This window comes from Bacillus sp. R45, from assembly GCF_021729365.1.
GTDB lineage: Bacteria > Bacillota > Bacilli > Bacillales > Bacillaceae > Bacillus > Bacillus velezensis.
This window is the reverse complement of the sequence record NZ_CP091421.1, coordinates 1,088,824-1,109,158: the sequence shown is the minus strand read 5'-3', so window position 1 is coordinate 1,109,158 and position 20,335 is coordinate 1,088,824. Positions and strand designations below refer to the sequence as shown.

Below are 20,335 nucleotides of genomic sequence, written 5' to 3'. Positions count from 1 at the left end.
GCGTAATTAGGTATAGGAATTAGCCCCATAATAAATAAAAAACCGTTAATAAGGAGGCTGAAACGAATGGCTTATGACATCATCAGCGATATACACGGATGTTATGACGAAATGATCGCCTTAATGCAAAAGCTCGGATATGAAGTGAAAGACGGAACGCCCGTCCATTCTGAAGGCAGAACGCTTGTCTTTGCGGGGGATTTAACGGACAGAGGCCCAAAATCCGTAGAAGTGATGCGTTTTGTGGCAAAAGCATATGAAAAAGGAACCGTCCGTTATGTCCCGGGAAATCATTGCAACAAACTGTATCGTTACTTAAAAGGAAACCCCGTAAAAGTGATGCACGGACTGGAAACGACGGCAGCCGAACTGAAAGAGTTGTCTCCTGCCGACAGAACGGAGGTCTCCGGACAATTTATCCGATTATATGAGTCAGCGCCGCTTTATGACATTTTACATAATGGCGATCTCGTTGTCGCCCACGCCGGCATAAAAGCTGACGATATCGGTAAATACTCGCGTAAGGTAAAAGAATTTGTTCTGTACGGCGATATTACGGGTGAAACGCATCCCGACGGCAGACCCGTCAGAAGAGACTGGGCTGCCGACTATGAAGGCAAGGCGTGGGTTGTGTACGGCCATACCCCGGTAAAACGCCCCCGGATCGTCAACCGTACGGTCAACATTGATACAGGCTGTGTCTTCGGCAATCAGCTGACAGGCTTTCGTTTTCCCGAGCATGAAACCGTCTCTGTGGAAAGCTCTATGCCGTATGATGCTTCACGATTTCGCGAGGATCACGGCAGGCAGGCATGAAAAAAAGCCCGAAACCGGTAAACGGTTCGGGCTTTACATGTGTTCAATTAATGTTTTCATATCGTCAGGCACCGGAGCGTGAAAAACGAGCGTTTCTCCGGTCATGGGGTGTACGAATGAAAGCCGCTCACTGTGAAGAGCCTGCCGGGCAATTCCCTCATTTTTTCCGCCGTACAATGTATCACCGACTAACGGATGGCCGAGGTAGCTCATGTGCACCCGGATTTGATGCGTCCGCCCCGTTTCCAGCCGCAGGGCTGCAAGCGTAAACGCATGTCCCGCTTTTTCCGTTTGAAAATGCGTCACCGCTCGTTGTCCATCCGGCGTTACCATCCGCTCAATAATACTGTCGTGTTTTCTTCCGATGGGCGCGTCCACCGTTCCTTCCTTCTGCAGCATGATCCCGTGTACGACAGCGAGATATCGCCTGCTGACAAGCCCCTTTTTCTGTGCTGCCGACAAAAGAGAATGGGAAAGCCGATGTTTGGCGATGAGCATCGCCCCCGATGTATCCCTGTCAAGGCGGGTGACAAGATGAACCGTTGATTGCACGCCGCTTTTTCGGTAGTGGCTGATCACTCCGTTAGCGATGCTTTCCGACGGGTGTTCTCTTGATGGAATTGAGGAGACATACGGCTGTTTATTGACCACAAGCACATGGTCATCTTCATAAAGAATATCAAGCGGAACCGGCTCAGGCAAAAGCGTTTCACTCACATGCTCCTTCGGAAATTCAATCTTAAGCACGTCTCCCTCCGCTAACACGGCGCGGACGGTTACATGCTCTCCGTTCACAAGCAGGTCTCCCCCGCCGAATTTAATGTCAGCGAGAAGCCGCTTTGAAATGCCGAGCTGCGCCGTATATTCTTTTACCGTCATGCCGGCATCCCGGGCAGTCATGTTCTTTTGGATAAAAAAGTTGTCCAATCCGTTTCCTCTTTCTATTCGCCTTTTCCGATAAAGGAATCCTGCACCCTTTTCCAAAACGGAAAAGGGCGGAATCTTGCAAATCTGACTTTTTCATTTGCCACACGGCATAGAATGGACTTGACATCCTTATGCAGCAAGGTTAAATGATCAATTGTGACTTGAAAGTCGACGTCGTTTCTCGGTTTGATGACACAGTTATGATGATCGGGAAGCAAAAGCGGCGAGCCGACAGTCCTGAACACTCTGTTGTTGATAGATGCCATTTCGGCAAGCTGAATCGCCCTGATGGAAGGGTGGATGATTGCGCCGCCTAACGCCTTATTATAAGCTGTGCTTCCGGAAGGCGTGGACAGACATAAACCGTCTCCCCTGAACGTTTCAAACAGCTGGCCTTTAATTTCCACGTCCGCGACGAGACTGCCTTCTATGCTTTTGATCGTACATTCGTTCAAAGCCAGATACCGCTCCTCACGCTCTTCATCATGATATGTGACAATCACCTCAAGAAGGGGATACTCCACGGTATGATACGGCGTTTTGGCAATGGCCAGAACGAGCTTTTCTATCTCCTGCGGAACCCAATCGGCATAAAAACCCAAATGCCCCGTGTGAACTCCGACAAAAGCCGTTTTATCAAGACGGTCGCTGTACCTGTGAAATGCGTAAAGAAGCGTTCCGTCACCGCCGACGGAAATAACGATTTCCGGCTCTTTTTCATCCAAGGTCATATCAAAATCGAGTAAATACGCCTGTATTTTGCTTTTCAGTGTATCTGAAACCTCGTCTCCTTTTGAAGAAACGGCAAATTTCATGCCATTCCCCTCCTTTCCTTCCTACTGGCGGTCTCCCGCTTTTTTCTTTCGCGAGAACGCGGCTTGGGCTTCCTGGATTTCTCCGCGGATTTCTGACATTTCTTCATCGAGCCGGGATGCGGCTTCTGAGGCCCGCTGCAGCCTCAGCTTTACTTTTTCGGGAATGTTCCCGCTGTATTTGTAATTCAGTGAATGCTCAATGGTTGCCCAAAAGTTCATGGCAAGCGTCCGAATCTGTATCTCCACAAGAACGTGCTTTTCACCGGACGTTGTTTGTAAAGGATATAAAACGACAAGGTGGTAAGACCGATATCCGCTTTCCTTATGCTCTGCTATGTAATCCCGCTTATCGACAACGGTAAAATCTTTTCTGGCAAACAGCATATTTTTGACGATCTGGATATCATCGACAAATTGGCACATAATACGCAGCCCCGCGATATCCTGCATCGTTTCAATCTGATGAAGCGGTATGCTTTTTCGTCTCGCTTTTTCAAGTATGCTCGCCACCGGCTTCACGCGGCCTGTCACAAACTCAATCGGTGAGTGGTCATCTTCATACTCATAAAGGGTTCTGACGCCTTTCAGCTTCACCTTTAATTCTTCAACAGCCTGGCGGTATGGCGCTAGAAATTGCTCCCATTGTTTGTCATCCATCGTACATCCCCCAATTCCGAACCTGTTCTAAAGAAATACGTTTTTCACTTTTTCTTCCATATCTCCGTAGTTTGCATTATCTTTAATATTTTCAAGAAGATAATCGAGTTCTTCATGCAGCCCTGAAAGTTCAACCGTTTTCGCGCCGGCCTCAAGGACCGCCGGTTTTCCTTGGTCTAAGGCTTCTTTCAGATCCGGCCAGACATGTTCTTTTATAATGACATATTCAAAAGAGTCAGCTGATTCAAGTATGTATACAAAAGCAAAGTGATCGGAATCAACAAGCATTTGACCTGAGGCTTTGCGTTCCGCTCCGCTTAAGTCTTCTCCGCACTTCAAGCGGAGCGCGTCTTCTGTTAATGATGCATTCTGGATTTCAATTCTCTTTTGCATAATGTTCTCCTTTTTTAACAAAGTACAGCATTTATTTTATCATATCAAGGTCGATATTGATAAACGTAACCTCTAAAGAGATAATGGGAATTATACAATTTTTCGTCCTGAAAGGAAGACTGTCATGACCCAAGAAATAGAAATTGAATTCAAAAACCTGCTGACAAAATCAGAATTTCTGAAGCTGAGTGAAGCACTCTGCATGAAAGAATATGATTTTAAACAGCAGGTCAATCATTATTTCGACACGAAAGATTTTTCCCTGAAACAAAAAAAATCAGCACTCCGCATCCGAGAAAAAGACGGCTCGTTCGTTCTGACTTTAAAAGAACCTGCCGCGGTCGGTCTGCTGGAAACGCACCAACAGCTTGCGGCGGCACCGGATCTTGACGTCTTCAAGATTCCGGATGGCCCCGTCAAACGGCAGCTGGACGGTCTAGGTATCCGTTCAGAACACATTTGCTGCTTCGGAACACTGTCGACCGCACGCGCGGAAAAAGAATCAGAAAAAGGCTTAATCATTTTAGATCACAGCCGATATTTAGAGAAAGAAGACTTTGAATTGGAATTCGAGACTGCTGACTGGGATGAAGGAAAACGGGCGTTTGAACAATTGCTCAAGCAATTCGGCATCCCAGAGCGGATCACGAAAAATAAAATCCAGCGTTTTTATGAACAGAAACAAAAAAAGGTGGAATGACACAGTGAATATAACGAATTGGGCGGCCCTTCTCCAGCTGCAGTCAATGGCGCTGCAATCAATCTCTCATACAAGCACGGATTCAGGCGGACAATCTTCAGAAAGCCCGCTTGCCAATTTCAGCGCGCTGCTCAGCCAGTATACGGACACAGCCGTCCGGCAGCAGCCGGAATCAGGGATTTTAAACGGTGTGCGGACCGCTCACGCTTCATATTCACCGAGAATTCCTGTTTCATCCGATTCCGCGGCTGCTTCACAGACCCCTTCCCCGAGCATAAAGTCTGCGGATGCGGCTTCTGACATCAGCACCGGAAACTTTTCAATAGACAGCGCCATTCAGAAAGCAGCCGAAAAATACGGAGTGGACGAAAAACTGATCCGCGCGGTTATTAAACAGGAATCAGGCTTTAATCCGAAAGCGGTCAGCGGTGCGGGGGCAATGGGGCTGATGCAGCTCATGCCTTCTACGGCAGAATCACTCGGGGTGTCAAACCCGCTTGATCCCGTCCAGAACGCTGAGGGCGGCACAAAGTACTTAAAGCAGATGCTCACGAAATACGACGGAAATGTATCTCTCGCGTTAGCCGCCTACAACGCAGGCCCCGGCAACGTAGATCGGTACGGAGGCATTCCGCCGTTTAAGGAAACACAGCAATATGTCAAAAACATAACCCGGCAGTATTACGCGTAAACCAGAGAGGCTTCCTTCGCCCTCTGGTTTTTTTGCGGAGTGAAATCTTACACATGAATGAAGACGATGTGATATGATATGAAATACAAGCGCCTGACAGAAAGGCACTTTGTTTGTAGAAATAAAATGTTATTGCTAAAATATACAGTAACTGAAGATAGTAAAACTGAAAGATAAATTCGCAATGGGAATTATGATTCCTATTAGCCATATAAAGGAGTAGTCAACATGGGACAATCGTTTAACGCACCATATGAAGCGATTGGAGAGGAACTTCTATCGCAACTTGTTGATACTTTTTATGAGCGTGTCTCGTCTCATCCCTTGCTGAAGCCGATATTTCCAAGTGATTTGACTGAAACGGCCAGAAAACAAAAGCAATTTTTAACCCAGTATTTGGGCGGACCTCCTCTTTATACTGAAGAGCACGGACATCCCATGCTCAGGGCAAGGCATCTCCCCTTTCCGATTACGGACGAGAGGGCTGATGCGTGGCTAAGCTGTATGAGCAAAGCGATGGATCAGGTCGGGCTGGAGGGCGATATTCGTGAATTTCTGTACGGGCGTCTGGAACTGACGGCCAGGCATATGGTAAACCAGTCAGAAGCGGAGGATCGATCATATTGACGAATTATCAGCATGAGCAATACTTCGCCCATTGCCACGGACATCCAAAAAAACCGCTCGAAATTTACATGTTTGTCGACCCTTTATGTCCTGAATGCTGGTCGCTGGAGCCCGCCATAAAAAAATTAAAAATCAAATACGGACGTTTTTTCACCCTGCGGATCATTGTTTCCGCGAGCATTACATCGCTGAATAAGCAAAAGCGGAAAAAACACCTTCTTGCCGAAGCTTGGGAAAAAATTGCGAACCGTTCCGGGATGCCCTGTGACGGAAGCCTTTGGCTTGAGCAGGATCAGCCTCTTGCATCGCCCTACCTTGCCGCACTCGCTTTAAAAGCGGCCGAACTGCAGGGAAGAAAAGCGGGCATTCTGTTTCTCCGCAGCATGCAGGAAAGCCTGTTTGTCTCCAAGCAGAATATTACGGATGAAGACGTTCTTTTAGAAATTGCTGAAAAGACGAAATTGGATGTTGAAGAATTCAAGCGCGACCTCCATTCGCAAAGCGCGGTAAAAGCGCTTCAGTGCGATATGAAAATCGCGGCGGAAATGGACGTCACCGTCAATCCGACATTGACGTTCTTTAACAGCCTGCATGATGATGAAGGGCTGAAGGTTCCCGGCAACTATTCTTATGACGTATACGAAGAGATCTTATTCGAAATGCTCGGGGATGAACCGAAGCCTTCTGAAACGCCGCCTTTGGAATGTTTCATTGAATATTTCCGGTTTGTCGCATCGAAAGAAATCGCACTCGTTTATGATTTGAGTCTAGAAGAAGTTGAAAAAGAAATGAAAAAACTGGCATTCGCCAAAAAGGTCGCCAGAGTGGAAGCAAAGCACGGTCTGTTTTGGAAATCTCTGGCCGGCACCCAGGAGGATGTCACCTGTTGTGACCATTAAAAAAAGCTGATTCCTTACGGAGCCGGCTTTTTTTGTGCAAATAAAGAAACCGCGCCGGGATAAGCGCGGTTTCATATGTCTTAACGACAACAAAGGGGATGGGAGAAATTTTTCACGGTCAAACAAAGGGGTAATGTTTGTTTGTGATCAATTTCACATCCTTATCATATCAAATCTTGTCGAGTTTTGACAAGCCATAAGATTAATGTTCATATTTTTGTCACAAAACATAACTGACTGCTTGTTTTCATAGAATATATCAATCATAAACAAGGAGGGAAATCAATGCTCCGCACCGTATTGATCATCGGAATGATTGTGTTTTTCTTCTTTTTAAACCTGCTGGCCATGATGCACATGCTGCCGATTTACATTACATCTCCACTGCTGTTTCTGTCCATATTGTTTGCCCTGTACCGGCTGAATCACCGAAAAACGTTTAAGGGGTTTTAGAAAAAGCCTGCGCATCTTATGCACAGGCTTTTTTGAATTACGAAGGGTTCACTTTCGAAAGAAGCTCTTCCATTTCGTTCAGTTTCTCTTCAAACATTTTGCAGGCCGCCTCGATCGGTTCAGGCGATGTCATATCGACTCCCGCTTTTTTCAGTATGTCGATCGGATATTCCGAGCTTCCCGCTTTTAAGAATTCGGTATAGCGCTCCACCGCAGGCTTGCCTTCTTTTAAGATCTGGCTGCTCAGCGCTTGGGCCGCACTGTAGCCTGTCGCATATTGATACACATAATAATTGTAATAGAAATGCGGAATTCTTGACCATTCCAGACTGATTTCTTTATCAATCACCATGTTGTCACCGAAATACTTTTTATTCAGATCATAATAAAGTTCGTTCAGCAGTTCAGGCGTTAGCGGCTCGCCTTCCTGCGCTTTCGTATGAATCAGATGCTCAAATTCAGCGAACATCGTCTGTCTGAACACTGTGCCTCTGAATCCTTCAAGCATGTGGTTGAGCAGGTACAGACGCTGTTTTTCATCCTTTAAGCTGTTCAGCATATATTCACCGAGCAGCGCTTCATTAGTCGTTGAAGCGACTTCAGCGACAAAAATGCTGTAGTTACCGTACGGATACGGCTGATATTTTCTCGTATAGTAGCTGTGCACGGAATGGCCGAACTCGTGAACGAGCGTAAACAGATTATTGACATTATCATGCCAGTTCATCAAGATGTACGGATTCGTGCCGTATGTACCGGACGAATAAGCACCGCTGCGTTTTCCTTTGTTTTCGTATACATCGACCCAGCGGTTTTCAAGTCCTTCTTTTAAAATAGACGCGTATTCCTCGCCCAGCGGAGCAAGTCCTTTGAGCATATAATCTTTCGCTTCCTCATATGTGACCTTCATTCCCGAATCTTTTACAAGCGGTGTGTACAGGTCATAAATATGGACTTCATCAAGGCCGAGCACCTTTTTCCGCAGGTCAATGTAACGGTGTAATAACGGAAGATGTTTATTGATCGTTTTGATAAGGTTATCGTAAACCTCTTCAGGAATGCTGTTATTGGATAAAGCCGCTTCCCGTGCTGATTTATACTTTTTCACACGGGCGTAAAAATTATCTTTTTTCACAGTGCCGCTGAGTGTAGTCGCCATCGTGTTTTTATACTGTCCGTATGTTTTATATACGGCTTCAAATGCGTTTTTGCGGACTTCACGATTGCTGCTTTCCAGGAAATTAATAAAGTTGCCGTGTGTGATTTGAGTTTCCTTGCCGTTTTCATCTTTAATCGACGGAAACGTAATATCGGCGTTATTTAAAACACTGAATGTATTGGAAGGCGAAGACAGCGCTTCAGAGGCTTCCGCAAGCAGGGCCTCTTCTTGTTCGCTCAGCACGTGCGGACGCTGTTTTGTAATTTCTTCAATTGCATGGGAGTAAAGCTTAAGCTCCTCTTTTTCCAGAATAAACTGGTGCAGCTTGTCCTCCTGAATCGCCAGAATTTCCGGTTCAATGTAAGCAGTCGCGCTGGCAGCCTGAGAATACAGGCTTGCGGCTTTGTCGTTCAGCCCTTGGTAGAAAGAATTTCCCGTATCCTGGTCTGAGCGCATATGCGCGTATGCATAAAGTTTCCCAAGGCGGTTCGTCACTTCATCCTGTGCCGTAAGCGCCGCGTATAAATTATCAGCCGAATGAGCAAGCGTGCCTTTAAATGAAGATAAATTCGGAATTAATTCTTTAACTGCTTGAAATTCTTTATTCCAGGCCTCATCACTAGGAAAAATATCCTCTAGTCTCCATGTATGCTCTGCCTTTACTTCACTTCTGTCAGGCAGCTGTGCTGCTTTATTTTCCTCAGTCATGGTGATCCCCCTCGTTTTCTTTACTTCAAGCCAATTGAAAAAACGATTGTTTCTCCAAAAACTTGTGTTGTGATTATCTTCCGGCTTTTCACTGCCTTTTGTCAAATCATATGCGGCATATAAGACCGAGCATACCAATAATACAGTGAAAAAACGAAAACAAAATGCTTGTACGCCCCTCACATTCGCCACCACCTTGACGTTAGGGTGAACGAAATGAAGCATTCTCATTCCCCAAAAAAGAGCAGGTCCCGCCGGCGCAGCTCTTCTGCCGTTTGAGGGTGCTTCTGTTGAGATGAGGGCATATATACTTCATTCTCAATTTCCCTTAAAAAATCCTGCAAGCATAAGAAATCAGCATATTGTTTTACCGCCATTCCGATAAGGCTGTCTTGTGAACCATACCGCATCCGGATCTCCTTATGCCTGATTTTTTGCCGTAAATCATGAACCATGCCGGATAATCGGATCGGCGCGCCTTTTTTAGAAAGTTCCGCAAGCCGCAAGTATAAATGGCCCTGCCACACAAAAACGGGACTTGCAAACACAAAGCCTGCTGAAACGGGAATAAACACTTCAGAGGGGAGAAATGGAAATGCAACCTGATGTCTTTCGTAAAAAAGACGCCGGATAAGACCGGCATCTTCAGATAAAAACCGCCCGCCTTTGTTGCGGAAGCCGGCAACGGCACGCCCCCACGAGGAAAGTCTGACGCTGTGCCGCCCTTCCGGATGACAAATGTCTTTCAGGTTTGCTTTGTGAAGAGGGATTGTGGTTAAGCCGGCATAAGAATAGCCGGTGTAAAACGGAGTGATGGAATGCAGCCTGTAAAAGGAGCGGACGTCGGGGCAGTAAAACATTAAGGAGGAAAATGAATTGACTTCAAAGAACTGCCAGTGAAAAGCAGAAAGCCGGAAAAATTGCGCGGCCATCCGTTTTAACCGTTTTGCCCCAATGATCCAGACCGGCCGGTACCCGGCGTTTTTCAGGCCTGCCGTCCGGCTCTTTAAAGAGTCCGCCGAAAGGTTCGCACATTGAAATTCAAAAGCCAGCCTTTCTTCTCCGCTTTCTGCCGTCAAGTCAGGCCGCTGTCCAGCGGAAGTCAGATACGGTTCCAGGCTGACACTGCACCCTTGTGTCTTCAGCCAGAGAAAAAGCTGTCTTTTTCCTTCCAGATGGTATTCGCTTTCAGGTTCGGATTCCCCGGGACACAGCCTGCTTTTTTTATGAGCGAAGTGCGGCAGTTTTTCGCGTCCCAGTTTGATATCAAGCTCACTTTTGCAAACGGGGCAGAACCAGCGTTTCTTTCTCAGCTCCGCCGCTTTTTCCTTTGAATAGCTTCCGGCCAGCTGAATGAGCCATCCGTCGGCAGTCACTGCACTGAACATGTTGCATCTTCTCCTTTCCTGAATCTTGTTGTATTCAGCAGGAAGAAGGCATAATCCTGTTTGCGGATGAGAGCAGTTATACGGTTTTCAGCCGTTCATCCTGTCATTCAGAACAAAAAAAACCGATTTCTGCTGAGAGAAATCGGTTTGTTATGATGCAAAGTGTTTTTTTATTGTATATAACGCATGATCAGCGATCACCAATTTTCCGTATTCTTCAAGACGGTGAATGCTGACTGATGATTCGTGCGCGTACTCCAACAGGATGCTTAGCTGATTTTCAACCTCTTCATCAGTTTGCTCATAAAAATCTGCATATAAATAATATCGGTCTTCAAACGAATACAGGGTCGTTTTGATTCCGTTAAGATTCAATTTTGATAGCGAGATGAGATCCTCAAAATCATCGAACCGCAAAGTGAACTGAAGCTTTTGCTCCTTATCTTCCCGGCTCTCGGCCTGCTCTTCTTTCTGGAAATCATCAAGTAAAGCATCGAGATTTTCATCTGCCGGCTCTTGTTTTTTATCTTCCGGGATCGGCAGTTCGAGTTTTTGTCCGTCCTTGGAAAGCTGGGCTTTTGTTACGATTATTTCCAGTCCTTTGTCCAATGCCTGAACCTGAATCCAAAGAGGACCCTCGACAGCGAATTCCTCTTCATCATGCACTTCATCCATGACTTCCCAGAACAGTTCTTCACTGCGCTCGCGATTGTACCAGATTTCTTCTCTGTCAAAACCGCGATCTTCAATATCACCATAAGACATATAAAATTTTACAGTATGCTCATTAATTCTTTCTATTTCCATTTTGCCAACCTTCCCTTCTTTATAAGATGTTGAAGGGACATCTAAGCTCCCGATGAATAGTACTTTACTACACTTTACCCATTCCGTCCACATCTTAACCTTATAGAAGACAGCGCAAATTCTTTATATTTCTATTTTATGATAAAACAGTTATAAAAGAAATAAAAAAGCATTTTCACACCGAAAAACAGGCTTTCTCCCGGTTCCCATCATAAATAGCGCATTGCTTCATATATTAGCTGTACAAGCAATCGATCTATAAGCGAGGTGTTACCATGCCGCACGATTATCTGCTGTCCCTTCTGCTTATTATCGGGATTGACCTTATTCTCGGCGGTGACAATGCCGTCGTCATCGCGATGGCCAGCCGGAATCTGGCCCATAAACAAAGACAGCAAGCGATCATCTTCGGAACATTTATCGCAGTCGTCTTGAGAATCGTTCTGACGAGCGCTGCGGTCTATTTATTGAATGTTCCTTTTTTACAATGCGCAGGCGGGGTATTTTTATTGTATCTCGGCTATCAGCTTCTGATTGAGAAGAAAGATGCGCAGCATGTGAAAAGCAGTTCTTCTCTTTGGAAAGCCATCCGCACAATCGTTCTGGCTGATATCTTTATGTCGCTTGACAATGTCATCGCAGTAGCCGGCGCTTCTCACGGTGAGCTGACACTAGTAGTGATCGGTCTCTTCATCTCGGTGCCGATTATTATTTGGGGCAGCAAGCTCGTTCATGCCGCCATGGAAAAAATGCCTTTATTGATGTATGCCGGGAGCGGTCTTCTCGCATTTACCGGCGGTGAAATGATTGCCGGAGACAGCAAGCTGTCATTTTTCATGGCAGAACACGGCATGATACAGATGATGCTGCCGATTTTGACCGTTGTTTTTGTGATCCTCGCCAGTATGATTTACCAGCAGACTGAAAAATAACAAAAAGCCCAAACCGCGATGGTTTTGGGCTTTTTCCATGCTTATCGTAAGCTTATATCAGTTGGCAAGACGCTGTGCTTCTCTTAATTGGAAAGAACGCACTTTTCTTGGCAGGAATCGTCTGATTTCATCTTCGTTATAGCCGACTTGCAGTCGTTTTTCATCAATGATGATCGGACGGCGGAGCAGTCCCGGATGCTCATTGATCAAAGTATATAAGTCTTGAAGCGGCATAGATTCAACATTTACGTTCAGTTTCTGGAATACTTTAGAACGGGTAGAGATAATTTCATCCGTACCGTCTTCAGTCATACGCAGAATCTGCTTGATCTCATCAATTGATAACGGCTCGGAGAAAATGTTTCTTTCTACAAACGGAATCTCGTGCTCTTCAAGCCAAGCTCTTGCTTTTCTGCATGACGTACAGCTAGGTGATGTGTATAATGTAACCATTAATCTTCACTCCTCTAATTAGTAGGATGAACATGTTTGTATTCTCAAATTGAAATGACTTTAAAAAAGGAATCTTTATAGGTATTATACTATAAAAAAGTAAGTGTGAACAGTCTCCTGAGAAAAAAATGTGTCAATCCGGCAAATTTACGGCTGGAGGATTTTTCTCCATTCTCAATTAGCTCAGCTGATCGAAAATGTTTTTTTGTTTTTTCTCATCAATGACTTTGAGAACTTCATCCGTTTTTTCGTATGATTCTCCGTACCATTTTTCATCTTTATAAGTGTGAATGTTTTCATATGTCTGTTTCATCGCTTCAAATATTTCTTCTTCTGATTCCGTCTTAGGTGACCAGTACAGAATCTCCATTTTGTTCACTTCATTCGTAGCCAATGACCGGCGCCGATACCCGATTGACTGCGCGTGCTTGAAATGCTCTCTTTGATAAAAACGCAAGCGTTTCTGTGTATCCGTGTCATCCTCGTCAACAGGCTCCACCTCAAGCAGAATCGGCTTGTTCTTCTTTTTCAGTCTGCCGATCAGCTTGCTTCCGAGGCCTTGTCCTCTGGATTTCTTTGACACAAACAGGTAATCAATAAAGATGAAAGAGTCAAATTCCGCATACATCAGCACGTGGTACTGCCCCTCTTCTTTATGATAAACATCGCTTTGCTCCTTTAACAGAGCTTCCATATGCGCTTTTGATTTCATTTCTTCAATCGGAAAATATTCACTCAGCTTTTCGTACCAGTTCATTCATTTGCTCCTTATGGGTTCGTTGTCTTCACACTTTTAGATATACCCCATTTCCGATTGTTTAAACAATCTTACATCTATTAAGACGTGTGATCCTTTAACATGGTTTCAATTTTTTTAAAATGGTGTGTAATCGACGTTTTTGGTATAACGGTTTGCCGCGTCCCACAATAAAAATTCGTCAATTCCTTCATCATGCAGCGCTTTAACCTGGTCCTCCACCTGGCGTTTCCCGTACTTTTGATAATTTCCGCTGCCGAGATATGATGCCGTGAAGTCCTGAAGCCACGGACGCGATACAGGCGGGTGTTTCAGCTTGGACAGCTTTTTATTTTCCACCTTCGCGTATTCTTTGACGACATTGTAGGGCTCAAGATCCGGTTTATCAATGCCGAAATAGCTTGTCCAATGGCTCGGATAAATCATGGATGAAATGACATCGACCTGGTCTGAAATTTTGCTGAAATTCTGGCCGATACCAGGCGCTTCAGGCAGCGTGGCTGAATAGCCGAAAATATCAACCGACACATCCGCGCCGTACGGCTTGAGTTTTTTCTTCGCATAACCGACAAAATCGGTGACGGCGTGAACGCGTTTTTGCACATTGCTGTCTGCTGTTTTTCCGTAATCGCCGTGTCCGTATGTCAGTTCGTCATCACGTTTTTCAAACCCTTCAGGAAAACGGACATAATCAAACTGAATTTCTTGAAAACCCATCTTTACGGCTTGTTTTGCAATCTTTACATTGTAATCCCATACTTCTTTCATAAACGGATTGACGAACGATTCGCCGCGGCCGTTTTTCCAGACACTTCCGTTTTTTTCTTTAAAGGACCACTCGGGCTTTTTGTTCGCGAGTTCGCTGTCTTTAAATACGACAATACGCGCGATCGGATAGATCTTTTTTTCCTCCAGCTTTTTCATCATCTTTTTTGGGTCTTTGATGTACGGCTTGGCGATTTTTGCATACTCAGAATGGCCGTCCGGCTTAAAGGTGAGGTTCCCGTTGTCGTCCTTGACATCAATGACCATTGTATTGAGTTCCGTTTTGTCCACAAAGTCTGTCAGCTCCCCGAATTTGCTTCCTCCCGCTGAATGCCCTGTGACGTAAATGCCCCGCACCTTATCAGGATGTGAAAAATGCAGCCCTGACGGATAAGCGAACCGTGCATTTGATTTCGGCAATTCTTTTTCAGCCAGCGCTACTTTTACAAGCGGCTGCTCCTCTTTCACAGCGGCATGGGCCGGATAAGCGGCTGCACTGATAAACAGTCCCGCACAAATGGCGCACAAAATGGTTTTCATACTGATCTCCCCCTTTTTTTCCATTATAGAAAAACGGGAGCAGGCTTAATAAACTTGAATGTGCGCAAAAAAATCCTCCAAGACTCAGTCTTGGAGGATGATACGTTTATAGATAGGTTTTAAATTCAGCTTCTGTGCACATGACAAAATGTCCCGGTTTCACTTCTCTGAATTCCATTTTTTCTCCTTCTTGGAGCTGATGAACTGCCGGATCGTATTTCTTTCGCGTGCGATTTCTTTCATAGTCCGGATCAGGAAGCGGGATAGCGGACAGCAATGATTTCGTATATGGGTGAAGCGGGTTTTCGTAAAGCTCATCCGCCGGCGCAAGCTCCACCAATTTTCCGAAATACATGACGCCGATGCGGTCGCTGATGTATTTGACCATTGATAAATCATGGGCGATAAACAGGTAAGTGAGCCCTTTTTCTTTCTGCAATTCTTTCATTAAATTGACGACTTGCGCCTGAATGGAGACATCAAGCGCCGAAATCGGTTCGTCCGCGATGATAAACTCCGGATCAACCGCCAGCGCTCTGGCGATTCCGATACGCTGGCGCTGTCCGCCTGAAAATTCATGCGGGTAGCGGTTGGCGTGCTCTTTATTTAAACCGACCGTTTCCAGCAGTTCGTGAACCCGCTGCATCCGCTCTTTTTTCGTTTTTGCCAGGCGGTGAATATCTATTCCCTCGGCAATAATGTCGGCGACTGTCATTCTCGGATTTAAAGATGCGTACGGATCCTGGAAAATCATCTGCATTTTCCGGTTAAACTCCAGCAGCTTCTTGCGGGATTTTTTCCCGTGGACATTTTCCCCGTTAAAGAGAACTTCCCCGCCAGTTGCCTCATACAGCCGGATAATACTGCGGCCCGTCGTTGATTTACCGCAGCCCGATTCTCCGACAAGGCCGAGCGTTTCGCCTTTATAAATATCAAATGACAAATCATCTACGGCTTTTACCGTTCCTTTCTGCGTGAAAAAATGCTGTTTTAAGTGTTTGATTTCGAGAAGTTTCTCAGTCATTTTTTTCACCTTCCTTCATTAAAACAGGATGCTGATACGTATTCGGAAGCTGACGGATTTTAGCCTTCACCGCTTCAGGCGGCTCGACCTTAGGCGCATCAGGATGCAGAAGCCACGATTTCACAAAATGCGTATCAGACACTTTATACATCGGCGGTTCCTGTTCAAAGTCAATTTTCATCGCATATGAGCTGCGGAGCGCAAATGCATCCCCTTTCGGAGGATTCGTCAGATCAGGCGGCGTACCCGGGATGGCCGTCAGTTTTTCCTGATCGGTGCTGTCCAGACTCGGCATTGAGGCAAGCAGCCCCCACGTATACGGATGGCGCGGATCATAAAAGATTTCATCCACCGTGCCCGATTCGACGACCTGACCCGCGTACATGACGGCGACCCGGTCGGCGACATTGGCGACAACGCCGAGATCATGCGTGATAAAAATGATAGACGTATCAATTTTCTTTTGCAGATCTTTCATCAGCTCAAGGATCTGTGCCTGAATCGTCACATCAAGCGCTGTTGTCGGTTCATCGGCAATTAACAGTTTCGGATTTGCCGCAAGCGCCATCGCGATGACGACACGCTGTCTCATACCGCCTGAAAATTCATGGGGGAATTGGCCGATCCGTTTTTCGGGCATCGGAATTCCGACGAGATCAAGCAGCTCTATGGCGCGCTTTTTCGCCGCTTCACTTGAGATTTTTTCATGTTTGAAAAGCACTTCCGTAATTTGCTTGCCGACTCTCATCGTCGGGTTCAGAGAGGTCATCGGATCTTGGAAAATCATTCCGATGTCCTTTCCTCTGATGGCCTGCATTTCTTTTTCGGACATCGGCACGATATCGCGTCCGTCAAAAAGAATCTGTCCTCTTTTAAAGTAGCCCGGCGGCATCGGAATCAGCTTCATAATCGCTTGGGAGGTCACACTTTTTCCGGAACCCGACTCCCCCACGATCGCCAGCGTCTCTCCTTTATTCAAATGGAAATTGACGCCGCGGATTGCCTGTACCTCTCCGCCGTATGTTTTAAATGAAATGGCTAAGTCTTTTACTTCTAGCAAACGTGTCACTCATATCACTCCTTATTTGCGTAACTTAGGATCCAGCGCGTCTCTTAACCCGTCGCCGACAACGTTAAAGCCGAACATCGCCAGGCAGATAAAGCCGGCAGGGAAGAACAGACGCCAAGGGTAATAGGTTAATGCAGGCAATCCGTCTGAGGCCATCGTTCCCCAGCTCGCAAGCGGCGCAGGTACGCCGAGGCCCAAATAACTTAAAAACGCTTCTGTAAAAATCGCCGTCGGAACCGTCAGTGTCATCGTTACGAGTATAGAGCCCATCGCGTTCGGGACGATATGCTTAAACAAAAGCCGGCCGGTTTTGGCACCGAGTGTCTGTGAAGCAAGCACATACTCCTGATTCTTTAATTGCAGCACCTGTCCGCGGACGATCCTCGCCATATTGATCCAGCCCGTGATCGTCATGGCGACGATAATGGTGAGCAATCCTTTCGGCAGGACAACCATCAGCAAAATAACCATTAATAATGAAGGAACAGCCCACAGAATGTCGGCGATGCGCATCATCACTTCATCTGTGCGTCCGCCGCGGAATCCGGAAATGCTGCCCCAGATTACGCCGATCAATAAATCAAGCACGGCAGCTGCGACACCGATAAAGATGGAAATCCGCGCGCCCACCCATGTCCGGACGAATATATCCCTTCCAAGGTCATCCGTGCCGAACCAATGATCTTTCGACGGCGCTTTATCCGCATTTAATAGATTGGTAGTGGCATAATCATACCTTGAAAAGATAGGCGCAAAAATCGCCATCAGAATAATAAGAACGATCAGTACGAACCCGACCATCGCAAGCTTATTGCTGCGGAAGCGGAGCATGGCGTCTTTCCAGAGGGAAAGGCTTTTTTTATTTATTTTTTCGGCATCGCCGGCATTAGCTGAAGCTGGTTCAAACATATTTTTAGGAATGTTCTGCATGGTCTAGGCTCCTTTCTTTGCTTTGGAAAGCTTGATTCTCGGATCGATTAATCCGTACAGCACGTCTACAATTAATACGCATAGAAGCAGGAGCACGCTGAAGAACACGGTAACTCCCATAATGACCGTATAATCACGGTTTGTAATGCTGTTTACAAAATGCGCGCCTAAACCGGGAATTCCGAAAATGGATTCAATGATGAAACTTCCCGTTAAAATGGATGCCGCCATCGGCCCCATATATGTCACGACCGGCAAAAGCGCGTTTCGCAGCGCATGGCGCACGGTGACTGACGGACGGGAAAGTCCTTTAGCTTTTGCAGTCCGTATGTAATCGCTGTTTAACACTTCAATCATGCTTGAACGGGAGAGTCTGGCAATGAACGCCATCGGCATGGAAGCGAGCGCAATGGAGGGCAGAAAGGTGTATGCCCAGGATTCCCACCCTGCGACCGGGAACAGTTCTAATTTAATTGAGAAAATATATTGCAAAATCGTCGCCAATATAAAGCTCGGAACTGAGATCCCAAAGATCGTTAAAATCGCAATGGTATAATCCTGCCATTTATTATGGTACAGGGCAGCAAGCACCCCGAAAAGCACACCGAACGCTAAAGCGAGGAGAATAGCTTCTGCACCGAGAGTGAATGAGACGGGGAAGCCTGAATTGATTAAATCATTAACACTTTGGCCTTTATATTTAAAAGAAGGCCCGAAGTCCCACATCGCCACAGATTTTAAGTAGCTGACATATTGAACGAAAAGAGGCTTGTCCAAACCATAGTGTTCGTTTAAGTTTGCCTCAATTTCAGGCGGCAGCTTTCTTTCGCCGGAAAATGGTCCGCCCGGCGCTGCCTGCATTAAGAAGAACGTGGCGGTCACAATCACAAACAATGTGATGATCATGTAAATGAATCGTTTACCGATATATTTCAGCAAGGTGAACACCTCCATGTTTTTTACAATTTTATACGTAATCAGTAAGAAAGGTATATGGGGACATCCTCCCCATATACCTTGGGTCTTTTGTTTTCAGAACCGGCTTTTATTCAAAAGAAGCGTTTCTGAAGTAAACTTCGCCTGTTCCTGTCAAGATCACATTTTTGAGGTTTTTATCCTGCACCCAAGGATCCGTATAGAAATAAACTGGCGCGACCGGCATTGCGTCGATAAAGATCTTTTCTGCTTTTTTCAGCTCTTCGATACGTTTATCCGGATCCGTTTCAAGCTGAGATTGGTTCAGCAGCTTTTTAAACTCAGGATCTTCCCACCCGGTATCATTGTTTCCGCCTTCTTTATCACGGAACAATTCAAGGAAGTTGATCGGATCGTTGAAATCGCCGAGCCAGCCCATACGCCCGATTTGGTAGTTTTGGCTGTGCAGCTTGTCGATGTAAACATTCCATTCGGAGTTATCAAGTTCAACTTTGACGCCCAAGTTCTTTTTCCACATTTCCTGTACGGCCTGCGCGATTTTCGCATGCGCGTCATCCGTATTGTAGGACAGCTTGATCGCCGGAAGGTCAGAGGCACTCTTGACGCCTAATTCCTTCAGTCCTTTATTTAAGAATTCTTTAGCTGATTTGACGTCATTGTCTTTGAAGTAACCTTTTGTGTTATCCTTGAATCCCTTCATTGACGGCGGCACCGCAGCCATGGCCGGGATTTGTTCGCCCTGGGTTACATTTTTCACGATGGACGAGCGGTCGATCGCATAAGCAAGGGCTTTACGGATGTTAACATTGTTCAGCGGTTTCGCTTCTGTGTTGAATTTGTACCAATACACGCCTGCGATCGGTTCAACGTGAAGAGATCCGTCTTTTTTCAATGTCGGCAGAGATTCAGTCGGAAGCTGGCCGAGCGGCATTCCTGCCCAGTCAAGCTCACCGGCCTGGAATTTTTTCAGTTCGGTGTTGTTATTGTTAATCATCACCATGTTGATTTTCTTCAATTTCACAGCGTCTTTATCCCAATATTGATCGTTCTTTTCGAGCGTGATGGAACCGCTGTGTTTCCAGGCCGTCATTTTGAACGGGCCGTTTGACACATAATTTTCGCCCGCGTTTGTGTTCCAGTTTTTATGTTTTTCGGCGATTTTCTTGTTGATCGGCATATACGTATAGAATGAAGTTAATTGCGTGAAATAAGGTGTCGGGTTATTCAGTTCAACCTTTAATGTTTTGTCATTTACGGCTTTTACGCCTACATCATCAATCTTGCCTTTTCCTGTATTGGCAGCTTCAGCGCCTTTGATGTAGTAGAGCTGATAAGCGTATTGTGATTCGTTGTTCGGGTCAAGCACCCATTTCCATGCATATTCAAAATCCTGCGCCGTCACAGGGTCGCCGTTAGACCATTTCGCACCGTCACGAACCGTAAATGTATAGGTCTTTCCGTCTTTGCTTGTTTCAATTTTAGATGCCATTCCTTCTTCAGGCTCACCTTTGGAGTTTACGCGTGTCAATCCTTCAAAAGTCTGTCGGATTACGCCTCCTGAAACGGAATCATTCGCTAAACCCGGATGCAATGAGAACGGCTCGGTTTTAATATTGATATTAAGTGAAGTCTGTCCTTTGGTGTCTTTTTTACCGCCGCCTGATCCGCCGCTGAATCCGCCGCACGCACTTAATACAAGCGAGAAGATAAGCATCAAACCTACAATAGACCAACGCTTTTTCATGCACTAACCCCCTAATCAAATTTTTCAGCCTTTACTACTAAATACTCAGAAATATCAGACAAAATAACTTAATATTTTTCTAAACTTTAATTGTGTTCCGTCTTTTCTGATTATTTTATGTAAAGAAGCTGTAACAATAGAGTGA

General features: G+C 45.8%; 22 protein-coding genes. 7 read left to right on the top strand and 15 right to left on the bottom strand.

What is annotated here, in order from left to right; genetic code table 11:
- The first annotated feature begins 66 nt into the window (after positions 1 to 66).
- The gene (gene prpE / locus L3V45_RS05730; RefSeq protein WP_003155015.1) at positions 67 to 816 is read left to right on the top strand and encodes a bis(5'-nucleosyl)-tetraphosphatase PrpE; all 750 of its coding nucleotides are present in this window, start codon (positions 67 to 69) and stop codon (positions 814 to 816) included.
- A 33-nt stretch (positions 817 to 849) separates the two neighbouring features.
- On the opposite strand, the gene L3V45_RS05725 is transcribed toward prpE, so the two are convergent.
- From L3V45_RS05725 to L3V45_RS05710, 4 genes are read right to left on the bottom strand one after another with little or no spacing between them, the layout of a single operon-like run.
- Positions 850 to 1,743, bottom strand: a complete 894-nt coding sequence (locus L3V45_RS05725; protein ID WP_015388445.1) for an RluA family pseudouridine synthase — start codon at positions 1,741 to 1,743, stop codon at positions 850 to 852.
- A gap of 14 nt (positions 1,744 to 1,757) precedes the next feature.
- Entirely contained in the window at positions 1,758 to 2,558 is an 801-nt protein-coding gene (locus L3V45_RS05720) for an NAD kinase (protein WP_003155018.1), read from the bottom strand.
- 21 nt (positions 2,559 to 2,579) lie between these two features.
- Positions 2,580 to 3,215: a GTP diphosphokinase gene (gene yjbM / locus L3V45_RS05715; RefSeq protein ID WP_003155019.1), complete on the bottom strand. Its 636-nt coding sequence runs from the start codon at positions 3,213 to 3,215 to the stop codon at positions 2,580 to 2,582.
- A gap of 27 nt (positions 3,216 to 3,242) precedes the next feature.
- Positions 3,243 to 3,608, bottom strand: coding sequence for a UPF0738 family protein (locus L3V45_RS05710; protein ID WP_025851933.1), 366 nt, complete (start codon positions 3,606 to 3,608; stop codon positions 3,243 to 3,245).
- Positions 3,609 to 3,732: 124 nt separating this feature from the next.
- On the opposite strand from L3V45_RS05710, the gene L3V45_RS05705 reads away from it, so the two are divergent.
- The 5 genes from L3V45_RS05705 (at position 3,733) to L3V45_RS05685 (ending at position 6,978) form a co-directional block, all read left to right on the top strand.
- Positions 3,733 to 4,308, top strand: a complete 576-nt coding sequence (locus L3V45_RS05705) for a CYTH domain-containing protein (RefSeq protein ID WP_046559489.1) — start codon at positions 3,733 to 3,735, stop codon at positions 4,306 to 4,308.
- A gap of 4 nt (positions 4,309 to 4,312) precedes the next feature.
- Positions 4,313 to 4,999: a lytic transglycosylase domain-containing protein gene (locus L3V45_RS05700; RefSeq protein ID WP_046559488.1), complete on the top strand. Its 687-nt coding sequence runs from the start codon at positions 4,313 to 4,315 to the stop codon at positions 4,997 to 4,999.
- A 228-nt stretch (positions 5,000 to 5,227) separates the two neighbouring features.
- Positions 5,228 to 5,626 carry a globin domain-containing protein gene (locus L3V45_RS05695; RefSeq protein ID WP_003155023.1) on the top strand — a complete coding sequence of 133 codons (399 nt, stop codon included), beginning with the start codon at positions 5,228 to 5,230 and terminating at the stop codon, positions 5,624 to 5,626.
- Positions 5,623 to 6,525 carry a protease adaptor protein SpxH gene (gene spxH, locus L3V45_RS05690; protein WP_024085126.1) on the top strand — a complete coding sequence of 301 codons (903 nt, stop codon included), beginning with the start codon at positions 5,623 to 5,625 and terminating at the stop codon, positions 6,523 to 6,525. The genes L3V45_RS05695 and spxH overlap by 4 nt, the downstream gene beginning before the upstream one ends.
- A gap of 285 nt (positions 6,526 to 6,810) precedes the next feature.
- Positions 6,811 to 6,978 carry a hypothetical protein gene (locus L3V45_RS05685; protein WP_003155026.1) on the top strand — a complete coding sequence of 56 codons (168 nt, stop codon included), beginning with the start codon at positions 6,811 to 6,813 and terminating at the stop codon, positions 6,976 to 6,978.
- Between the two features lie 37 nt (positions 6,979 to 7,015).
- Here the strand turns inward: L3V45_RS05685 and pepF are convergent, their stop codons facing one another.
- From pepF to mecA, 3 genes are all read right to left on the bottom strand, one after another.
- Positions 7,016 to 8,845: an oligoendopeptidase F gene (gene pepF, locus L3V45_RS05680; RefSeq protein ID WP_003155028.1), complete on the bottom strand. Its 1,830-nt coding sequence runs from the start codon at positions 8,843 to 8,845 to the stop codon at positions 7,016 to 7,018.
- Between the two features lie 227 nt (positions 8,846 to 9,072).
- The gene (locus tag L3V45_RS05675; RefSeq protein ID WP_003155030.1) at positions 9,073 to 10,233 is read right to left on the bottom strand and encodes a competence protein CoiA family protein; all 1,161 of its coding nucleotides are present in this window, start codon (positions 10,231 to 10,233) and stop codon (positions 9,073 to 9,075) included.
- 150 nt (positions 10,234 to 10,383) lie between these two features.
- Positions 10,384 to 11,040, bottom strand: a complete 657-nt coding sequence (gene mecA, locus L3V45_RS05670) for an adaptor protein MecA (RefSeq protein ID WP_003155032.1) — start codon at positions 11,038 to 11,040, stop codon at positions 10,384 to 10,386.
- 275 nt (positions 11,041 to 11,315) lie between these two features.
- On the opposite strand from mecA, the gene L3V45_RS05660 reads away from it, so the two are divergent.
- On the top strand, positions 11,316 to 11,972 hold the full coding sequence (locus tag L3V45_RS05660; protein WP_003155033.1) for a TerC family protein: 657 nt from the start codon (positions 11,316 to 11,318) through the stop codon (positions 11,970 to 11,972).
- Between the two features lie 57 nt (positions 11,973 to 12,029).
- Here L3V45_RS05660 and spx read toward each other — a convergent pair whose 3' ends face one another.
- The 8 genes from spx to L3V45_RS05620 all read right to left on the bottom strand — a co-directional run bounded on the left by spx (position 12,030) and on the right by L3V45_RS05620 (position 20,190).
- On the bottom strand, positions 12,030 to 12,425 hold the full coding sequence (spx, locus tag L3V45_RS05655) for a transcriptional regulator Spx (RefSeq protein ID WP_003155034.1): 396 nt from the start codon (positions 12,423 to 12,425) through the stop codon (positions 12,030 to 12,032).
- A gap of 178 nt (positions 12,426 to 12,603) precedes the next feature.
- On the bottom strand, positions 12,604 to 13,182 hold the full coding sequence (locus L3V45_RS05650; RefSeq protein ID WP_003155035.1) for a GNAT family N-acetyltransferase: 579 nt from the start codon (positions 13,180 to 13,182) through the stop codon (positions 12,604 to 12,606).
- 117 nt (positions 13,183 to 13,299) lie between these two features.
- On the bottom strand, positions 13,300 to 14,487 hold the full coding sequence (locus tag L3V45_RS05645; RefSeq protein WP_003155036.1) for a putative glycoside hydrolase: 1,188 nt from the start codon (positions 14,485 to 14,487) through the stop codon (positions 13,300 to 13,302).
- A gap of 106 nt (positions 14,488 to 14,593) precedes the next feature.
- Positions 14,594 to 15,511: an oligopeptide ABC transporter ATP-binding protein OppF gene (gene oppF / locus L3V45_RS05640; RefSeq protein WP_003155037.1), complete on the bottom strand. Its 918-nt coding sequence runs from the start codon at positions 15,509 to 15,511 to the stop codon at positions 14,594 to 14,596.
- The gene (locus L3V45_RS05635) at positions 15,504 to 16,580 is read right to left on the bottom strand and encodes an ABC transporter ATP-binding protein (protein ID WP_003155039.1); all 1,077 of its coding nucleotides are present in this window, start codon (positions 16,578 to 16,580) and stop codon (positions 15,504 to 15,506) included. The genes oppF and L3V45_RS05635 overlap by 8 nt, the downstream gene beginning before the upstream one ends.
- A 12-nt stretch (positions 16,581 to 16,592) precedes the next feature.
- Positions 16,593 to 17,510, bottom strand: a complete 918-nt coding sequence (oppC, locus tag L3V45_RS05630; protein WP_003155041.1) for an oligopeptide ABC transporter permease OppC — start codon at positions 17,508 to 17,510, stop codon at positions 16,593 to 16,595.
- Positions 17,511 to 17,513: 3 nt separating this feature from the next.
- Positions 17,514 to 18,449: an ABC transporter permease gene (locus L3V45_RS05625; protein ID WP_003155043.1), complete on the bottom strand. Its 936-nt coding sequence runs from the start codon at positions 18,447 to 18,449 to the stop codon at positions 17,514 to 17,516.
- A gap of 106 nt (positions 18,450 to 18,555) precedes the next feature.
- On the bottom strand, positions 18,556 to 20,190 hold the full coding sequence (locus L3V45_RS05620) for a peptide ABC transporter substrate-binding protein (protein ID WP_094760565.1): 1,635 nt from the start codon (positions 20,188 to 20,190) through the stop codon (positions 18,556 to 18,558).
- Positions 20,191 to 20,335: the final 145 nt, after the last annotated feature.

Excerpts from the sequence above, each read along its gene's own strand:
- L3V45_RS05620 (WP_094760565.1), bottom strand. The coding sequence starts at position 20,190 with ATGAAAAAGCGTTGGTCTATTGTAGGTTTGATGCTTATCTTCTCGCTT.
- L3V45_RS05675 (WP_003155030.1), bottom strand. The coding sequence starts at position 10,233 with ATGTTCAGTGCAGTGACTGCCGACGGATGGCTCATTCAGCTGGCCGGA.
- L3V45_RS05660 (WP_003155033.1), top strand. The coding sequence starts at position 11,316 with ATGCCGCACGATTATCTGCTGTCCCTTCTGCTTATTATCGGGATTGAC.
- L3V45_RS05685 (WP_003155026.1), top strand. The coding sequence starts at position 6,811 with ATGCTCCGCACCGTATTGATCATCGGAATGATTGTGTTTTTCTTCTTT.
- yjbM (WP_003155019.1), bottom strand. The coding sequence starts at position 3,215 with ATGGATGACAAACAATGGGAGCAATTTCTAGCGCCATACCGCCAGGCT.
- spx (WP_003155034.1), bottom strand. The coding sequence starts at position 12,425 with ATGGTTACATTATACACATCACCTAGCTGTACGTCATGCAGAAAAGCA.
- L3V45_RS05705 (WP_046559489.1), top strand. The coding sequence starts at position 3,733 with ATGACCCAAGAAATAGAAATTGAATTCAAAAACCTGCTGACAAAATCA.
- L3V45_RS05710 (WP_025851933.1), bottom strand. The coding sequence starts at position 3,608 with ATGCAAAAGAGAATTGAAATCCAGAATGCATCATTAACAGAAGACGCG.
- prpE (WP_003155015.1), top strand. The coding sequence starts at position 67 with ATGGCTTATGACATCATCAGCGATATACACGGATGTTATGACGAAATG.
- oppF (WP_003155037.1), bottom strand. The coding sequence starts at position 15,511 with ATGACTGAGAAACTTCTCGAAATCAAACACTTAAAACAGCATTTTTTC.
- L3V45_RS05720 (WP_003155018.1), bottom strand. The coding sequence starts at position 2,558 with ATGAAATTTGCCGTTTCTTCAAAAGGAGACGAGGTTTCAGATACACTG.
- pepF (WP_003155028.1), bottom strand. The coding sequence starts at position 8,845 with ATGACTGAGGAAAATAAAGCAGCACAGCTGCCTGACAGAAGTGAAGTA.
- oppC (WP_003155041.1), bottom strand. The coding sequence starts at position 17,510 with ATGCAGAACATTCCTAAAAATATGTTTGAACCAGCTTCAGCTAATGCC.
- mecA (WP_003155032.1), bottom strand. The coding sequence starts at position 11,040 with ATGGAAATAGAAAGAATTAATGAGCATACTGTAAAATTTTATATGTCT.
- L3V45_RS05650 (WP_003155035.1), bottom strand. The coding sequence starts at position 13,182 with ATGAACTGGTACGAAAAGCTGAGTGAATATTTTCCGATTGAAGAAATG.
- L3V45_RS05645 (WP_003155036.1), bottom strand. The coding sequence starts at position 14,487 with ATGAAAACCATTTTGTGCGCCATTTGTGCGGGACTGTTTATCAGTGCA.
- L3V45_RS05695 (WP_003155023.1), top strand. The coding sequence starts at position 5,228 with ATGGGACAATCGTTTAACGCACCATATGAAGCGATTGGAGAGGAACTT.